Annotated in this window: 15 protein-coding genes and 1 tRNA gene; 8 read left to right on the forward strand and 8 right to left on the reverse strand. The window is 64.0% G+C overall.

Annotated features, from left to right (window positions below; translation table 11 throughout):
• Window positions 1-258: 258 nt before the first annotated feature.
• The 3 genes from QMX78_RS14395 to QMX78_RS14405 all read right to left on the reverse strand — a co-directional run bounded on the left by QMX78_RS14395 (window position 259) and on the right by QMX78_RS14405 (window position 2,128).
• Entirely contained in the window at window positions 259-1,224 is a 966-nt protein-coding gene (locus QMX78_RS14395) for a beta-ketoacyl-ACP synthase III (protein ID WP_282270712.1), read from the reverse strand.
• A gap of 91 nt (window positions 1,225-1,315) precedes the next feature.
• Window positions 1,316-1,513 carry a 50S ribosomal protein L32 gene (gene rpmF, locus QMX78_RS14400; protein WP_282270713.1) on the reverse strand — a complete coding sequence of 66 codons (198 nt, stop codon included), beginning with the start codon at window positions 1,511-1,513 and terminating at the stop codon, window positions 1,316-1,318.
• A 108-nt stretch (window positions 1,514-1,621) separates the two neighbouring features.
• Entirely contained in the window at window positions 1,622-2,128 is a 507-nt protein-coding gene (locus QMX78_RS14405) for a YceD family protein (RefSeq protein WP_282270715.1), read from the reverse strand.
• 115 nt (window positions 2,129-2,243) lie between these two features.
• Between QMX78_RS14405 and QMX78_RS14410 the strand changes: the two genes are divergently transcribed.
• The gene (locus tag QMX78_RS14410) at window positions 2,244-2,816 is read left to right on the forward strand and encodes a Maf family nucleotide pyrophosphatase (RefSeq protein WP_282270718.1); all 573 of its coding nucleotides are present in this window, start codon (window positions 2,244-2,246) and stop codon (window positions 2,814-2,816) included.
• Between the two features lie 146 nt (window positions 2,817-2,962).
• Here QMX78_RS14410 and QMX78_RS14415 read toward each other — a convergent pair whose 3' ends face one another.
• The gene (locus QMX78_RS14415) at window positions 2,963-4,846 is read right to left on the reverse strand and encodes a glycosyltransferase family 39 protein (protein WP_282270720.1); all 1,884 of its coding nucleotides are present in this window, start codon (window positions 4,844-4,846) and stop codon (window positions 2,963-2,965) included.
• Between the two features lie 19 nt (window positions 4,847-4,865).
• Between QMX78_RS14415 and QMX78_RS14420 the strand changes: the two genes are divergently transcribed.
• The 4 genes from QMX78_RS14420 to QMX78_RS14435 are packed head-to-tail and all read left to right on the forward strand — an operon-like array spanning window position 4,866 to window position 9,220.
• Entirely contained in the window at window positions 4,866-5,792 is a 927-nt protein-coding gene (locus tag QMX78_RS14420) for a MoxR family ATPase (RefSeq protein ID WP_282270722.1), read from the forward strand.
• A gap of 1 nt (window position 5,793) precedes the next feature.
• A complete protein-coding gene (locus QMX78_RS14425; protein WP_282270723.1) occupies window positions 5,794-6,750 on the forward strand; it encodes a DUF58 domain-containing protein in 957 nt (318 codons plus the stop codon).
• Window positions 6,747-8,699 carry a DUF3488 and transglutaminase-like domain-containing protein gene (locus tag QMX78_RS14430; protein WP_282270725.1) on the forward strand — a complete coding sequence of 651 codons (1,953 nt, stop codon included), beginning with the start codon at window positions 6,747-6,749 and terminating at the stop codon, window positions 8,697-8,699. The genes QMX78_RS14425 and QMX78_RS14430 overlap by 4 nt, the downstream gene beginning before the upstream one ends.
• Window positions 8,696-9,220: a Slp family lipoprotein gene (locus QMX78_RS14435; protein WP_282270727.1), complete on the forward strand. Its 525-nt coding sequence runs from the start codon at window positions 8,696-8,698 to the stop codon at window positions 9,218-9,220. The genes QMX78_RS14430 and QMX78_RS14435 overlap by 4 nt, the downstream gene beginning before the upstream one ends.
• A gap of 215 nt (window positions 9,221-9,435) precedes the next feature.
• Here QMX78_RS14435 and QMX78_RS14440 read toward each other — a convergent pair whose 3' ends face one another.
• From QMX78_RS14440 to dnaX, 4 genes are all read right to left on the reverse strand, one after another.
• Window positions 9,436-9,783 carry a histidine triad nucleotide-binding protein gene (locus QMX78_RS14440; RefSeq protein ID WP_282270728.1) on the reverse strand — a complete coding sequence of 116 codons (348 nt, stop codon included), beginning with the start codon at window positions 9,781-9,783 and terminating at the stop codon, window positions 9,436-9,438.
• Between the two features lie 50 nt (window positions 9,784-9,833).
• Window positions 9,834-10,433 (reverse strand): recombination mediator RecR, encoded by a 600-nt coding sequence (recR, locus tag QMX78_RS14445; protein WP_282270729.1) that lies wholly within the window; start codon window positions 10,431-10,433, stop codon window positions 9,834-9,836.
• A 107-nt stretch (window positions 10,434-10,540) separates the two neighbouring features.
• The gene (locus tag QMX78_RS14450) at window positions 10,541-10,861 is read right to left on the reverse strand and encodes a YbaB/EbfC family nucleoid-associated protein (protein WP_282270731.1); all 321 of its coding nucleotides are present in this window, start codon (window positions 10,859-10,861) and stop codon (window positions 10,541-10,543) included.
• Between the two features lie 6 nt (window positions 10,862-10,867).
• Window positions 10,868-12,886: a DNA polymerase III subunit gamma/tau gene (gene dnaX, locus QMX78_RS14455; protein WP_282270733.1), complete on the reverse strand. Its 2,019-nt coding sequence runs from the start codon at window positions 12,884-12,886 to the stop codon at window positions 10,868-10,870.
• Window positions 12,887-13,025: 139 nt separating this feature from the next.
• On the opposite strand from dnaX, the gene QMX78_RS14460 reads away from it, so the two are divergent.
• From QMX78_RS14460 to QMX78_RS14470, 3 genes are all read left to right on the forward strand, one after another.
• Window positions 13,026-13,118, forward strand: a tRNA-Ser gene (locus tag QMX78_RS14460).
• An 86-nt stretch (window positions 13,119-13,204) separates the two neighbouring features.
• Window positions 13,205-14,737: a DUF6538 domain-containing protein gene (locus QMX78_RS14465; protein ID WP_282270735.1), complete on the forward strand. Its 1,533-nt coding sequence runs from the start codon at window positions 13,205-13,207 to the stop codon at window positions 14,735-14,737.
• On the forward strand, window positions 14,734-15,528 hold the full coding sequence (locus QMX78_RS14470; protein WP_282270738.1) for an NYN domain-containing protein: 795 nt from the start codon (window positions 14,734-14,736) through the stop codon (window positions 15,526-15,528). Before QMX78_RS14465 ends, QMX78_RS14470 begins: the two co-directional genes overlap by 4 nt.
• Window positions 15,529-16,140: the final 612 nt, after the last annotated feature.

Genomic DNA, 16,140 nt, shown 5'->3' on the forward strand with positions numbered 1-16,140 from the left:
GAGCCATGCTCGGCAGGGGCTTTACCGGTAAAGCCTCATGCCGAGCATGGCTCGGCACTACGGGTTGGTTTTGCGCTGTGGGAGCGGCGTAAGCCGCGAAGCTCGCAGATCTACAGCGCAAGCCCCCCTCCCCAGCCCTCCCCTTGCCTGCGGCAAAGGGAGGGGGCGCAATGCCGAGCCAAACCCGGCATACAGGTGGCACCAACGACAACGGGCAGCCATTGGCTGCCCGTGCGTTACATCGGTATGCGGAGGCGCTTAGTAACGCAGCAGCGCCGAGCCCCAGGTAAAACCGCCACCGAAGGCTTCCAGCAACAGCAACTGGCCACGCTCGACGCGACCGGAACGAATCGCGGTATCCAGCGCCAGCGGCACCGAGCCGGACGAGGTGTTGCCGTGCTTGTCGACGGTCACGACCACCTGATCCATCGGCATTTCCAGGCGCTTGGCCGTGGCTTCGATGATGCGCAGGTTGGCCTGGTGCGGGATCAGCCAATCCAGGTCGGACTTGTCCAAGCCGTTGGCCTGCAGGGCTTCATCAACAACCGAGTCCAGCGCCTTGACGGCGTACTTGAACACGTCGTTGCCCTTCATGTTGATCTTGCCCGGCTTGTCGAAGCCGACCGACACGCCAACCGGATCCCACAGCAATTCCTTCTTGCTGCCGTCGGCATGCAGATGGGTGCTGAGAATGCCGGTGTCTTCGTCGGCCTTGAGCACGACGGCGCCCGCGCCATCGCCGAACAACACGCAGGTGGTGCGGTCGGTCCAGTCAACGATACGGGTCAGGGTCTCCGCACCGATCACCAGGACATGCTTGGCATCACCGCTGCGAATGAATTTGTCAGCCACGCTCAGGGCGAAAAGGAAGCCCGAACATGCCGCATTGACGTCAAACGCCGCCGAGCCGGTCGCGCCGAGGCGGGCCTGGATCAAGCAAGCGGTAGACGGGAAGATCAGATCCGGCGTGGTGGTACCCACGATGATCATGTCCAGCTGCGAGGCCTCAATGCCGGCAGCTTCCAGCGCGCGCGTGGCGGCGTGGTAGCCCAGGTCACTGGTGGTCTCGTCGTCGGCAGCGATGTGCCGCTCACGGATACCCGTGCGCGACTCGATCCACTCGTTGGTCGTCTCGACGATCTTGGTCAGATCATCGTTGGTCAACACTTTCTCGGGCAAATAACTACCAGTGCCCGCGATCCTCGAGTAGATCCGCTTGCTCATGCTGTTTCCTATTGCGCGAAGCCGCCCGTAGGCGGCCCCGGAAGAATCGGTGCAACAACCGCCACGCTCAGGTGGCGGCAGCCGTCACAAATCAATCTTCTTCGACGACCAGGGTCGACTTGGTCGTGATCACCTTCTTGCCGCGGTAGAAACCGTCAGCAGTGATGTGGTGACGCAGGTGCACTTCACCGGTGGTCGGATCGGTGGACAGCTGCTTTGCGCTCAGGGCGTCGTGGGCACGACGCATGCCGCGGCGGGACGGGGTAACACGGGATTTCTGCACAGCCATGGGATTGCTCCAAACTCGGTTTCGTTTGCTTCGTCGTTTAATTGCACAGGACGCCAGCGTCCAGCACTACTCGCTTTCGCCGCAGCCGCCGACGATTACCGGCCGCAATTATTTCTTCAGCGCCGCCAATGCCGCAAAGGGATTGGCCTTGCTCAATTCTTCTTCGGTCGCGCTGAAGTCACGTTCGACTGCCTCGCTTCCAGGCGCCAGCGCTACCACCGGCACCGCCAACACCAACTCGTCTTCCACCAGGTCCAGCGGACGCAGGCTGCCGTCTTCGGGCACCAGCATCGCTTCGTATTCCTCTGGAAGCGCAGATTCTTCTTCTTCGTCCTTGATCAAGCCCAAGCGCTGCTTGATCGACACCGGCAGCAGGAAACGCTGCATGGTGCGCTGACAGATCAAGGGCAGCTCGGTATCGATGGTCAGATCGACATACGACACCTGCAAGATGTTGTCTCGATCGAATTCCAGTGAATACGTGCACTGGCCTTCGGTATCGGCAACCAGACCCTGCAAGCGGGTCAATTCGGACAAAGGCACCTGGCCATCAAAGCGCCTGCGCGCAATGACCATCCGCCAAACATCCAGCAATTCGGGTACGTTCGCGGACATAAGCTGCAGAATGTTAAGGAGTAGCCGCGCCGCTGTCAAATCCATCGCGACGGAAACATTGTCAGACCGGCGGCGGCGCAGCAGACTGGCCGTCCCGAGCTGCGTATTTTTACACATGAAGCCCCTGATTCTCGCCTCCACGTCCCGATATCGCGCTGAATTGCTTAACCGGCTCAGGATTTCGTTCAGTTCAGCGGCCCCGGATGTGGATGAAGCCGCGCTCCCCGGCGAGTCGCCGGCAGCCCAGGCGCAGCGCCTTGCCGCCGCCAAAGCCGCCGCGGTTGCCCGCCAGCACCCCGATAGCTGGGCCATCGGCTCGGACCAGGTCGCCGAGCTGAATGGGCAGCCTTTGGGCAAACCGAGCACCCGCGAGGCCGCCATTGCGCAGCTGACGGCGATGTCCGGCCATGAGGTGCTGTTCCACACGGCGGTCTGCGTGAGCGATGGTATTGCCCAGCATCAGGCCATCGATCTCACCCGGGTCCGCCTCAGGCCCCTGCAGGCCGCTGAGATCGAGCGCTACATCGACGCCGAACAGCCCCTGGACTGCGCCGGCAGCTTCAAATGCGAAGGCCTGGGCATCACCTTGTTTGACGCCATCGAGAACAGCGACCCTACGGCCTTGATCGGCTTGCCGCTGATAAAGACCGCACAACTGCTGCGGCAGGCGGGCTATCAGCTGCCCTAGTCTGCGGCTTTGCCGTAGCCCGGGTAAGCAGGGCACCCGGGAACCACTACCTACCGCTCCTTCAATCTTTCAGCCAACAGCCCCGGATGCGCTGCGCTTACCCGGGCTACGGCTTTGTTGCGCGCGGCTCTGGATCGCAAGCGACGCTATTTGATCTCGAACGGCTGCTCCGCCCAGGTCTCGACGCTGCCGTCATTGCCATGCAGGCGCAGGCCCAGCCAATGCGTGCCGGGCTTCAGGCCTGAGGTATCCAGCTTTGCATCAAAACCGGTATTCGGATGCTGCGGATCGGTGGATATCTTCCAGAACGGGCGCACGTCGAAGTCACGCCCATAAATGGCGTCACCCACGCTGCGACCATCCAGCAGCAGCTCAACCCGCGACAATCCCACGCCATCCTTGAAAGCCCAACCACTGACTTGCAGCGCACCACTCACCGTCTGACCAGCCAACGGGGTTTCCACCCATGCCATTGCGGGTGTCACACATGGTCCCTGTTGCTTTTCGGCAGGCAGGCGGAACAACAGGAAGCGCTGGAAGCCATGATCGAGCGAGATCACTTTCGGCGGCGGCAGCGGCCCCACCAACTCACAGACGTTGTGGTAACGCTCCAACAGATCACGGTAACGCTGGTCACCCGGCGCCAGCACCAACAGCACCGGCGTCGAGCGGCTGCCATCGCTGATCAACTTCCAAAGCGCCAACTGCGCGGTGCGCCCATGCCGATCGTTGAGCTCATGTGGCAGCACTTTGATCGACGGATCGTTGAGACGGAAGCCCAACTCCGCACCGACCTTGAAGCTGCCCGCCAGCACCTGGGTATCTTCCGGCATCTGCGAGAGCTCCTCACGCACGCCCTCGGACAGCTGCTGCCAGCCGGCAAAATTACGGGGGTAGTACTTGCTGCCCGCCAAATGCTCACGCAAGCCAGGCGATGCAGCAACCAGGTAATAACTCATCGCCAGCAACAGGCCCAGCGCGGTGAGCACCCACAAGACGCGCCTCCAAGGACGCGACCAGTGCGTGAGCAGCGCAGGTACACAGACCAGCAAGGCCAGATAGCCCGGCAGCGGCCAATGGAAGCTGACCCGCTCCACATCGGTGAAGAACCCCAACGCGAAAATCAGCAAGGTCGAGGTAGCACCGACCAAGGCGAAATAGCGCCATTGCAGGTGGTGGAATCCACCTTGCACATTGCGCAGCCCCCTGCCCGCCACCACCGCCATCGCCGCGAACAACAGTGGCGTCACCAACAGCGGCTGGATCACCAGGAACAACAGCCCTTCAGGCTGGAACGCCCACGGATGGCGCTCGATCACCTGGAACTTGAGCCCAGCGTCCTGGTTGTCCAGATTCCATGCCATCAGCGGCACCCATGCCGCCAAACCCACCGACAGCGCAATCCATACCCGCGGATCACGCAAGGCCTTGCGGCCCTCCGGCAACAGCACCAATGCAATGAAACCAACAACAATCACACCGATGAAGCGGTAGTGACTGAGCGCGCCAATCAACAGGCCGCAGGCCAGCAACAAGGCGCTGCCAGCCCCCACGCCACGCAGCAGGCGTGCACCGGCATCCAGGCATAGCAGGGCGGCGATCGCCATCGGTACGTCCGGCACTGCCAGGATGCCCAGCGTCGCCGACAACGGCATCAGCAGCGCGAGTGAGCCCGCGCGCCAGCCCATGCGCACACCAAACCAGCGCGTGCAGATGCCAGCGACCATCCACGGCAGCACCGCGCCCATGATGAGGAAGGGCATGCGCACGCCCAGCCGATGGTCACCGAAAACCTCAACGCCGAGCCGCGTCAGCCAGGCCGTCAGCCCAGGCAGGTCCGAATAGGCGGCGGCCAGATGCTGGCCTTCCTGCCAATAGAACGCCTCGTCCACGAACAGAGTCAATTGCGAGGCCAACAGCACCTTGGCTGTGGTGACCAGCACCCACAGCACAAGGAACGTTACGTATGCGCGTTGCTCACCCCTGTTTGGCACGTACACTTCCTTCAGCCCAAGTATCGAGACGACCATGACAATGGCGCCGCCCGGAATGCTAACCGAAGTAACACTACAGTCCCTATCTGCGGCACAACAACAGGTCAACTCCCTCTTGCTCGGTAAGGCGCAGGAAGTGCGGATGGCCTTTGTCGCGCTACTGTCCGGCGGACATCTGCTGATCGAGGACCTGCCCGGGCTCGGCAAGACCACCTTGGCCCATGCGATGGCTTCCAGCCTCGGCCTGCAGTTCCAGCGCGTGCAGTTCACCTCCGACCTGCTGCCCGCCGATGTGCTCGGCATCTCAGTCTACGAAGCGCACAGCCGCAGCTTCCAGTTCCATCCCGGCCCGGTGTTCTGCAACCTGTTGCTGGCTGATGAAATCAACCGCGCACCGCCACGCACGCAGAGCGCCCTGCTCGAAGCAATGGCCGAGCAACAGGTGACGCTGGATGGCGTGACCCACCGGCTACCGGATCCTTTCTTCGTCATCGCCACGCAGAACCCGGTGGACATGTCCGGCACGTTCCCGCTGCCAGACTCGCAGCTGGACCGCTTCCTGCTGCGCCTGACCCTGGGCTATCCCAATGCCGACGCCGAGCGCGCCCTGCTGGCCGGCGAAGACCGCCGGGACCTGATTGCGCGGGTTACCCCCTGCCTATCGGAGCAGGACATCCGCATACTGCGCGAAGCCGTTGGCCAGGTGCATGCCAGTGACGCGCTGATTGACTACGTGCAGGCATTGATCACCCGCAGCCGCCAACACCCGGGCGTGCGCGTCGGCCTGTCGCCTCGCGCCGGTATCGCCCTGCTGCGCGCGGCCAAGGCGCACGCGCTGCTGCTTGGCCGCCAGCATGTGATCCCGGAAGACGTGCAGGCGTTGTTCATCGCGGTCGCCGGGCATCGTCTGGTTGCCGAAGCCGAAGCATCCTCCGGCCCGACACTGGCGCGCACCCTGCTACACAGCGTGCAGGTGGATTGAGGTGCTGGCAGCACTGCGGCAGCGCCTGCAATTCCTGCAGTTCCTGGCCCGCCCACGGCAACCGGAACAGCTGCCGACGCAGTTGGACAGACGCCGCATCTACGTGTTGCCGACCGGCTTCGGTCTGTTCCTGGCGGCCTTGCTCGCGGTGATGCTGCTCGGCGCCTTGAACTACAACAACAACCCCGCCTTGCTGTTGGCACTGGTGTTGGGCGCAACCGCGCTGGCCAGCACCGTGCAGGCGCACCTGCAGTTGTCAGGCCTGCGCCTGCAAGCCGTTTCCGCCGAACCGGTGGCCGCGGGCACTCCCATCCGCCTGCGGCTGGCGCTTGCGCGCGGCGACCGCCGCTGGCGCCGTGCCCTGCAGTTGGATTACCCACAGGCCAAGACCCACCTCAACCTGGAGCAGGACAGCCAGGCCGAAGCCGACCTCTGGCTACCCACCCAGCAACGCGGCTGGCTGGATCTGTCACGCATCCGGATCACCAGCACCCAGCCGCTGGGCCTGGTCCGCGCCTGGGCATGGTTCTGGCCGGACACGGCGCTACTCGTTTATCCCGCGCCGGAAACCAATGCGCCGCCACTGCCGGATGCAGGCAGCGCCTCCACCCGCACCCGCGTGCATCCACAAGGCGAAGAACTGCAGCAGATGCGCCCCTACCGCAGCGGCGACTCGCGCCGCAGCATCGCCTGGAAGCACTCGGCGCGACGCGACGAACTGCTGGTGCGCGAGTACGAGCGCCCCTACGGCGCCGAGCTGGTATTGGACTGGCAGCAATTGCTGGCCCTGCCCCACGAACGCCGCATCTCGCGCCTGGCGCGCTGGGTGGATGAGGCCGAACGCGAAGGCCGCAGCTATCAACTGCGCCTGCCCGGGCAGCCCCCATTCGGGCCGGCCAGCGGCGACGCCCATCGCCACCTCTGCCTGCGCGCATTGGCGCTGTTGCCAAACGCATGAAGACGCCCGCGCCCGCGATAAGCGCCAGCAGCCGCCTCTGGATCAATCTGGTCACGGCCCTCTCGCTGCTGCCCTTGCTGCTGCAGTTGCCGGGCGTGCTGGCGGCGCTGTTCGGCATCACCACCTTGTCGGTGGCACTGTGGTCATGGCGGCGCGCCATGCCCTTGTTGCTGCGCCTGCTGCTGATCGGCGTGATGCTGGCCTGCATCTACTGGCAGATGGGCGCCAACCCCGGCCGCGACAATGGCTGCGCCCTGCTTGCGGCGATGCTGGCGATCAAATCCAGCGAGCTGCGCACGCTGCGTGATGCGCGCAGCTTGATTGGCTTCAGCCTGTTTGCGCCATTCGCGGCCTTCCTGCTCGACCAGGGGCCAAGCACCTTGCTGATGTCAGCCGCCGCCGTGGTAGCCGCCCTGCTCGCGCTGCAACGCCTGGCCGATGAAGAAGTGGGCATTGCCCATCTGCCACCGCGTGCCCAGCTGCGCACGGTTGGCGGGCTGATGTTGCTGGCACTGCCGCTGGCCTTGTCGGCATTCTGGCTGGTGCCACGCCTGCCGACGCCGCTGTGGGGCACACCCGATCGGGTCGTGGGACGCCCCGGCCTGTCAGACAGCATGCAGCCTGGCGGCCTGAGCGACATGATGGCCGATGACAGCCCGGCGTTGCGGGTCGAGTTCTTCGGCCCGGTACCGACGCAGGACCAACGCTATTGGCGTGGGCCGGTACTGACGCGCTTCGATGGCCGGCGCTGGTCGCGGGTGCAAAGCCAGCGTGCTGCCCCCCCACCCCACGTCAGCAACACCGCGCTGCGCTGGGACTACCAGATCGAATACGAGTCCACCGACCAGCGCGAACTGGTCGCACTGGATCTGCCCCTGCAGGCACCTGCTGGCAGCCAACTGGATGCCGATTACAGCCTGACCTCAGCACGACCACTTACCGCACTGACCCGCTGGCGCATGCGCTCCAGTCCCGCCCAGGCGTTCCAGGCCGAGCTACCGGCACGCCTGCGACGTCAGGCCTTGCAACTACCGGAAGGTTTCAATCCGCGCACCCTGGCCCTGGCCAGACAATGGCGCAGCCAAGCCGGCACCGATGATGCGGCCTTGGTACAACGCAGCGTGGACTGGATCCATCGCGAGTTCGCCTACACGTTGAACACGCCAGTGCCCGGCCGCCACTCCGTCGACGAATTCCTGTTCGACCAGAAGGCCGGCTACTGCGAGCACTTCAGCGCGGCATTCGTGGTGCTGATGCGCGGCGCAGGCATTCCAGCACGGGTTGTCACCGGCTATGCCGGCGGCGTGCGCAACCGCTTCGGCAACTATTGGGTGGTACGCCGCCTTGATGCCCATGCCTGGGCCGAAGTCTGGCTGCCACAGCGCGGCTGGGTCCGGGTTGATCCCACCGCCGCAGTGGCCCCGGAGCGCATCTACGACACCATCGAAGACCGTATCGATGACAACGAAACCCGTGGCATGGACCTGAGTGGCCGCTGGAGCAGCCTGCTGCAGTACAGCGACTTCCTCCGCCGCGGCTGGAACACCGCCGTGCTGTCCTTCGATGCCGAACGTCAGCAGCGCCTGCTCAGCGGTTTCGGCATCAAACAGTTGAGCCCCTCGCAGCTGGTTGCCCTGTTTGCCGGCTTTGCGGTCCTTGCCCTGGGCCTTATGGCCTGGTTGCTTGCCCGCGGCGAACGCCAGCGCGACCCGCTGTTGCGCGCCTGGCATCGCATGGGCCGCCGCTACCAACGCCTGGGCCTGGGCCGTGAGCCGTTCGAGACCGCCAGCGACTGGGCCAGCCGCGTTGACCGTGCCCGGCCTGGCAGCGATCTGCTGACGCTCAGCCAGCGTTTCACTCAGGCGCGCTACGCTGGCGTCCGATCGGATGTCGTTTCATTATTGGCGGACCTGCACAGGCATCGCCCGAAACCCGGAGTACGAACATGAAGACCCGCATCCTCCTCGTTGCCGCCGCCAGCCTGGTGCTGGCCGCCTGTGCCACGGCGCCCAAACCGCTGCAGGGACAGTTCACCCCCGTTTCGCCGCGTGACGCGGTGGCGCAGAAGCAGACCGGCGCGCCGGTACGCTGGGGTGGCCGCATCATCGAAACCATCCCTGGCCAGGGCGAGACCTGCTTCCAGATGCTGGCCCGCCCGCTCAACGCCAGCGGCCGCCCGAGCACCACGTCCAGCGATGCCAGCGATGGCCGCTTCCTTGCCTGCCGCAGCGGTTTCTATGATCCGGCGGTGTTCGAGCCGGGCCGCGACGTGACCTTCATCGGCCGCATCGATGGCTACCAGAGCACCAAGATCGGCGAATACGACTACCCGCTTCCCAAGCTTTCCGCCGACGTGGTCTACCTGTGGCCGGTACAGCGCGAAGTGGAAGTGGTACCCGCCTACCCGTACGGCCCGTGGGGCCCGGGTTGGGGTCCCGGCTGGGGCTGGGGTTACCGCGGCTGGTGGTAACAAACTGAAAACGCCGCCCCAAGGGGCGGCGTTTTCTTTTTCTTGTTTGGCTCTTTTGTGGGAGCGGCGTAAGCCGCGAAGCGGGATATCCATCCGCCGCGAACTACATCCCGCAATCAACAGCTGTTTGGCTGAGCCAAAGGGATCGGCCGTTGTTTTGTTGGTGTCAGCTTCGCGGCTTACGCCGCTCCCACAATCAACACAACTGCATCAAATCACGCGCCGAAATGCCCCAAGGGCGCACCTGCCAGCAGATGCAGGTGGATGTGGAACACAGTTTGCCCCGCATCTTCGCGGCAGTTCATCACGATGCGGTAGCCGTTCTCGGCGAAGCCTTCCTGGCGTGCATACGCCGCAGCCGCCAACGCCAACTTGCCGATCAGATGCGCCTGCGCCGGCTGCAGGTCATCCAGGGTCGGGATGACCTCGTTCTTTGGAATGAAAAGTACATGCACCGGCGCCTGCGGGGCGATGTCCTTGAAGCCCAGCACTTCATCGTCTTCGTAGACGATGGCGGCGGGAATTTCGCGGCGGATGATCTTGCCGAAAATGGTGTCGGTCATGTGGGGGCTCGCTGCAGTAAACGACCTACAGCTTACAACCCCGGCGCGGCTTATTCGCCGACTTCGCTGCGGCTGCCAAACGCGTGCGACAAGGTGCCGCGATCCACGTATTCCAGTTCACCGCCCAAAGGCAGGCCCTGCGCCAAGCGGCTGGGACGCACCTTGTTGCGGCGTGCCAGCTGCGCCAGGTAATGCGCGGTGGCCTCGCCTTCAACGGTGGAGTTGGTAGCGATGATCAGCTCGGTGACTTCGCCCTGTGCCAAGCGCGTTTCCAGCTGATCCAGGCCCAGCTCGCGCGGGCCGATGCCGTCCAGAGGCGACAAGCGCCCCTGCAGCACGTAATACACACCGCGGTAGCTGGTCGCATGCTCGATCGCCAGCCGATCAGCCGGTGATTCGATCACGCACAGCATCTGCCGCTCGCGGCTGCTGCTGGCGCAGACCGGGCATAGCTCGGTTTCGCTGAAATCGCGGCATTGCTTGCAGTGGCCGATCTTCTCGATGGCCTCGGCCAGCACTTCCGACAAGCGCTGGCCACCGTCACGGGCACGCTCCAGCACGTGGTAGGCCATGCGCTGGGCCGTCTTCTGGCCAACGCCGGGCAGTACCCGGAAGGCTTCGATCAGTTGTTCCAGCAGCGGCAGGCTCATCGCAACGGTCTCATCACAGCAGGCGTATCGCTAAAACAAGCGCGCGAAGCCCGGAGGCTTCGCGGCGCGGGGACGTGCATGCGCCGGACCAGCCGGCGCGGGCCACATCAGAACGGCAGCTTCATGCCCGGCGGCAGCTTCATGCCGGCGGTGGCCGAGCCCATGCGGCTCTGCGATTCGGCGTCGATCTTGTTGGCGGCGTCGTTGAACGCGGCTGCGATCAGGTCTTCAGCCATTTCCGGATCATTCAGCACCGACGGATCGATGCGCACCTTGCGGCACTCCTTGGTACCACTCAGGGTCACGCTGACCATGCCGCCGCCGGCGCTGCCGGTGACTTCCAACTTGGCGATTTCTTCCTGGGCCTTCTGCAGGTTTTCCTGCATTTTCTGGGCCTGCTGCATCATTTGGGCGATATTGCCGCGCATGGTTCGTTACTCTTTGAAAGGACGGATGGAATCGGCCACGACCCGTGCACCCTGCTGTATCAGCTGCTGCACCTGGGGGTCGGCCATGAACACGGCTTCGGCCGCGGATTGCTGTTCACCGCGCTGACGATCTGCGCGCTGGTGCAAGGTCTCAGCCTCGGCGTTGCCAGTCTCAATGAGGATCTTGGGCGTGCTACCCAAGGCCTGTGACAGCGCCTGCGCCAAGGCATTCAAGGCGCGCTCAGACTGCAGGTATTCAAAGCCCGGCAACAAGGCCAGCCGCAGCACACCGTGCTGGAAGCTGACGAAGGCGGCATTGGCGGCCAACTCGCGCGACGGGCCGCTCAGGCCGCTGTCGTCGATAAGGTCCAGCCATTGTTCTGCGTCGTTCAAGCTGCGGCCGCCCTGCGTCGGTGCAACTGACTCTGCGGGTGCCGCCGGCTCGATGGCGATGCCGGTCGGGCGCATCGGCTCGGCCTGCTGGATCGGCTGCGGCGCGGCAACGGGCGCCGGCTTCGGCACCTCAACCGGTATTGCAACCGGCATTTCAATGGCTTCGGGCGCTTCCGGCATGGCCATTTCGGCCGCCATGGCCTCGTCGCGCGCATTCGCCTCAGCCGCCTCGACCGCCCATGGCGGCAGATCTTCGTCAGCAGCTACTGGCTTGGCGGCTTGAACCGGGGCCTGAGCTGCAACCGGAGCTTGCACAGGCTCAGGCGCGGGCGCTGCGGGCTCCGGCGCAGGCGCGACTTGCTGCGGCACGACGGCTGCTGCTTCGGGTACAGGCTCGGGCTTGGGTTCTGACACAGGCGCAACCGGTGCAACTACAGCCTGCACTTCAACCGGCTTGGCGGTTTGCGCCGACGCGGCGGCAGCGGCTTGCGTGTTGCCACCCACGCCTGCGCTAGTCCCCGATGCGCTGCCTTCCGGCGTCGCCGGCACTGCGCCTGCCGGGCGGAACGCCAGCATGCGCAGCACGGTCATTTCAAAGCCCGCACGGGGGCTGGGCGCCAGATGCAGGTCGCGACGGCCACCAAGGGCCATCTGGTACCAGAGCTGCACCACTTCCGGGCGCAGGCGCTGGGCAAACGCAATCGCGTCGACGCCCTCGCCGGGTACGACAGTGCCCGGCACCAGCTGCTGCACCTGGATGCGGTGCAGGCCTTCGGCCAAAGCGTCCAGCACGCCACTCCAGTCCGGCGAGAACTCGGCCAGCCCGGCAACCACCTGCAGCAGGCGTGCACCTTCGCCATCGGCCAGGGCATCAAGCATGGCGCTGACCTGCGTGCGATCGACCGTGCCCAGCATGGTGCGCACCACGTCGTCGCGCAGCGCGCCGCCGGCATAGGCAATGGACTGATCCAGCAGCGACAAGCCATCACGCAGCGAGCCATCGGCCGCGCGGGCCAGCTGCACGATCGCGCTGTCGTCGAACTCGATCTGCTCGGCGGTCATGATCCGGGTCATCTGCCCGCGGATCTGCTCCTCATCCAGACGCTTGAGGTTGAACTGCAGGCAGCGACTGAGCACAGTGACCGGCAGCTTCTGCGGATCGGTGGTGGCCAGCAGGAACTTCACGTGCTCCGGCGGCTCTTCCAGCGTCTTCAGCAGCGCGTTGAACGCCGCCTTGGAGAGCATGTGCACTTCGTCGATCAGATAGACCTTGTACTGCCCACGCGAGGGCATGTACTGGGCGTTCTCAATCACCTCACGGACGTCGTCGACGCCGGTATTGGACGCGGCATCGATTTCCAGCAGGTCGATGTAGCGGCCCGCATCGATGTCCAGGCAGGCCCGGCACTGACCGCAGGGGTCGGCACTGGTGCCGTTCTCGCAGTTCAGCGACTTGGCGAAGATGCGGGCAATGGTGGTCTTGCCGACACCCCGGGTGCCGGTGAACAGAAAGGCGTGGTGGACGCGGCCACTGTCGAGCGCATTGCTGAGCGCGCGGACCACGTGTTCCTGGCCCACCAACTCGGCAAAACGCTTCGGACGCCACTTGCGGGCAAGGACGAGATAGGACATCAGGCAACCGTCTTCATCTGAAGCCCCATTGTGCCACGCCCGACCCATCCGCCAGCACCCCGTTCCGGGGGTGCTTGTGAACGGCCGCCAGTCCCTATAGAATCCACGCCCCTGCCGAGGCATTAGCACGGCAGGATCCGGAGAGGTGTCCGAGTGGTTGAAGGAGCACGCCTGGAAAGTGTGTAAGCGTCTAAACCGCGCTTCGGGGGTTCGAATCCCCCTCTCTCCGCCAGTTCTCGCAAACCCCTGTTTACGCAGGGGTTTTTGCTTTTCTGGATGGACTGCTGGGAAAGACGCAATCCGGGACACATCGCCCCTATGCGCATCCCCCATCATCTGGTTCGAGCCCGCTCTGGGCTCTGGTCATTCCGGCAACGGGTTCCTACGGACCTTCAGGCCCTCATCGGCAAACGCATCCTGAAGCGCACGCTGCGCACCTTCGAGCTGTCCGTGGCCCAACTGCGCGCCCTGACACTGGCCGCACGTTATGCTCAGGCCTTCAGCGTGTTGAGGGAACGACGCATGGGAACCCAGGACGAGGACATCGAGACGCTTCTTGCGCGCCTCACCAGCTCCGACAGCCTCCAGCAGCTGACGTTGAACCGAACGCGCACCGCCGACGGTGTCGTCACCGAGCACTGGCAGATCGACACTCCGGAGGACGTGAAGCTTTATCAGCAGATCATGGAGCTGTCTGCCTCACGGCCCAGCGAACTTGGGGAGCTGATTCGTCAGGGCGTCCCGCCGATGCCGGAGGCGCGCCGGGTGACCAAGCCCGCCATTGAGACCATCACCTTGGGCAAGGCCAAGGAGGCGTGGCTGGCGAGCATCAAGGGCAGCACCCTGCCCAAGACTTGGACCATCAAACGAACGGCGGTAGAGCTGCTGACTCGCTTCCTGGGCGAGAAGGCCAAACTCCATACGCTCACTCGGTCCGACCTGGCCCGGTGGTATCAGCACATGAGGGACGAAGGGGCATCCACCCCCACCCTGACCAACAAGCAAAGCTATGTGGGCGGGAAAGGAGGATTTTTCGAGTGGGCGATCGCCTCGGGCCATTACCCGAAGGGCGACAACCCGGCCTCCGGGCATGTGAGCTACTCAACGCGGGAGAAGCGGGCCCGGCGCAAGTTCGGCTTCAAGGCTTATGACACCCATCAAGTCCAGGCCCTGTTTGCGCCGGCGGCCTTCGAGGCCCTGCCCCTGCCCGCTCGCTGGGCGGCCCTGTTGGGGCTCTACACGGGGGCCCGGGCCTCCGAAGTCGGGCAGTTGATGGCCAGCAACATCTCGGAAGAAAGCGGAGTGCCTTGCATCCATATCACCGACGAAGGCGAACATCAGCGGGTGAAAACCGACGTAAGCGTCCGCACCGTGCCCGTCCACCCCGACTTGGCGGCGCTGGGCTTCCTCGAGTGGGTCGAGAGCATGCGGGCCGAGGGCCATACTCGCTTATTCCCTGGAGCCAAGGCCGAGGCCAAGAACGGCCAGGGCAACTGGGTGTCGAAGGCCTTCAGCCGTTACTTGGCCGAGGTGGGCAAGAACTGGCCCACTGCGAAGCGGGGCTTCCACTCCCTTCGGAAAACCCTGATTCAAGAGCTCCAGGGCTTGGGAGTGGTTTCCGAGCTGCGGGCTCAGATCGTAGGTCACGAGCTGGACGACGAGCACCACGCCACCTACAGCCGCGATTTCACGGCCAAAGAGAAGTTGGAAGGGCTGGGGGCTCATTCACCCGGCCTTCGGACCCTGACCTATGGGCTCAACCTTTCCGCCTTGCGCCCCCTGGTTGATCCGAACCTGTTGCCTGAGGGTAGCCTTCCAACCAACCGCCGCAAAGCAAGGAGCAACGCGTGAGCATCCATCCGATCGACACACGGGTCGCTGTCCTTCTCGATTGCGACAACGTCCCACCCGAAATCGTGGACCATGCCCTCCTCATGGCCGCTCAGTTCGGGCGGGTTGTCGTCCGCCGCGGCTACGGAAACCACGCCACGCTGGCTAAGCGCTGGCAGGAGACCTTGGTCCGACAAGCCTTCACCCCATGCCTCCAATACCAATATGCGGCAGGGAAAAACACCGCTGACATGGCACTGGCTTTGGACGCCTTAGAGGCAATGTTCGATCAGCGGGCTGACACGTTTTGCTTGGTCACGAGCGACTCGGATTTCGCTTACCTGTGCCGAAAGCTCCGGGAGCGAGGAGCGACGGTCTGCATCGTGGGGGAGGAGAAAACGCCTGAGGCATTGCGCAATGCCTGCGACCAGTTCTTCGAGTGGAAGCCTTCGGAGCAGAAACCCGAAGCGGAGGAGCAGGCCTCGGGCTTGAAAGGACAGGCGCAAGGAAAGACCGAGACCCCCAAGCCATTGCCCAAGCGACGCCCCCGCTTCTTGGTCGATGCAGTGGCCCTTCTCGCCGACGGCAGCACAGATGGAAGGGTCATCGTCAGCGCGCTTGGCAACTATCTAAAGCGAACCGATCCCTCGTTCTCGCCAAACGCTTATGGGCACTCCGGCCTGCTTAACATGGTCAAGACGTATGACCTGCTCGTTGCTTCGCAAGCGCCGGGAGGCCACTGGCTGGTCAAGCTCGCACCGGAACAGAGCCCGGCGACTCAGGCGTCAATCGCAGCAGCGTCTGACGCCTAAGGCGAAGAATCCAAATAGAAAAACTGTGACGCACTGCGTCATCGCGCGCTTGCGCAATCCCGACTGAGTGGTTCGATGTGAAGACCTTTCACTACATGACTGACCAATGCCCGCAAACGTCGAACTACGTATCGCCAGCCAACTTCTTCAAGTTCTGGTGCCTCAAAACAACACTCGCGACGCCGCTGAGCGAGAGGTGGATGTCCAGCATGCGCTGGATATAGCGAAAATACTCTTGCGCCGCTTCGCCGCGAGCCCACAAGGCCAAGCAACTCAGTCACTTACCCACTCGCCTCCCAGTAGCGGCGCATCCCGAGCCGCAACCGTCGACCGCAGCCAAGTGCCGCAAACCTTCCCATCCCCCGATGCTTGGCGTGCATCTCGCGGCCTTCCGCCAGTGAAGCCACTCCCAAATCGGACAACGCCCGTGGGACCAGGGCCCCGTTGAGCAATAGCCCCGCTTTCGCGGGGCTTGTCTTTCATGGGTGACCCGTCCTGAATTGGGTTGACACCTTTTCCCTCTGGAGAAGGAATGTTCAATGAAATCAACAATCAGGCGCAGCCAGCGAGATTACTCGCTGGCCTTCAAATTGTCGGTGGTCGACCAGATCG

This window comes from Stenotrophomonas sp. PS02298, from assembly GCF_029959445.1.
Classification (GTDB): domain Bacteria; phylum Pseudomonadota; class Gammaproteobacteria; order Xanthomonadales; family Xanthomonadaceae; genus Stenotrophomonas.

Coding starts and splice junctions, on each gene's coding strand:
- QMX78_RS14395 (WP_282270712.1), bottom strand. CDS start 1,224: ATGAGCAAGCGGATCTACTCGAGGATCGCGGGCACTGGTAGTTATTTG.
- rpmF (WP_282270713.1), bottom strand. CDS start 1,513: ATGGCTGTGCAGAAATCCCGTGTTACCCCGTCCCGCCGCGGCATGCGT.
- QMX78_RS14405 (WP_282270715.1), bottom strand. CDS start 2,128: ATGTCCGCGAACGTACCCGAATTGCTGGATGTTTGGCGGATGGTCATT.
- QMX78_RS14410 (WP_282270718.1), top strand. CDS start 2,244: ATGAAGCCCCTGATTCTCGCCTCCACGTCCCGATATCGCGCTGAATTG.
- QMX78_RS14415 (WP_282270720.1), bottom strand. CDS start 4,846: ATGGTCGTCTCGATACTTGGGCTGAAGGAAGTGTACGTGCCAAACAGG.
- QMX78_RS14420 (WP_282270722.1), top strand. CDS start 4,866: ATGCTAACCGAAGTAACACTACAGTCCCTATCTGCGGCACAACAACAG.
- QMX78_RS14430 (WP_282270725.1), top strand. CDS start 6,747: ATGAAGACGCCCGCGCCCGCGATAAGCGCCAGCAGCCGCCTCTGGATC.
- QMX78_RS14435 (WP_282270727.1), top strand. CDS start 8,696: ATGAAGACCCGCATCCTCCTCGTTGCCGCCGCCAGCCTGGTGCTGGCC.
- QMX78_RS14440 (WP_282270728.1), bottom strand. CDS start 9,783: ATGACCGACACCATTTTCGGCAAGATCATCCGCCGCGAAATTCCCGCC.
- recR (WP_282270729.1), bottom strand. CDS start 10,433: ATGAGCCTGCCGCTGCTGGAACAACTGATCGAAGCCTTCCGGGTACTG.
- QMX78_RS14450 (WP_282270731.1), bottom strand. CDS start 10,861: ATGCGCGGCAATATCGCCCAAATGATGCAGCAGGCCCAGAAAATGCAG.
- dnaX (WP_282270733.1), bottom strand. CDS start 12,886: ATGTCCTATCTCGTCCTTGCCCGCAAGTGGCGTCCGAAGCGTTTTGCC.
- QMX78_RS14465 (WP_282270735.1), top strand. CDS start 13,205: ATGCGCATCCCCCATCATCTGGTTCGAGCCCGCTCTGGGCTCTGGTCA.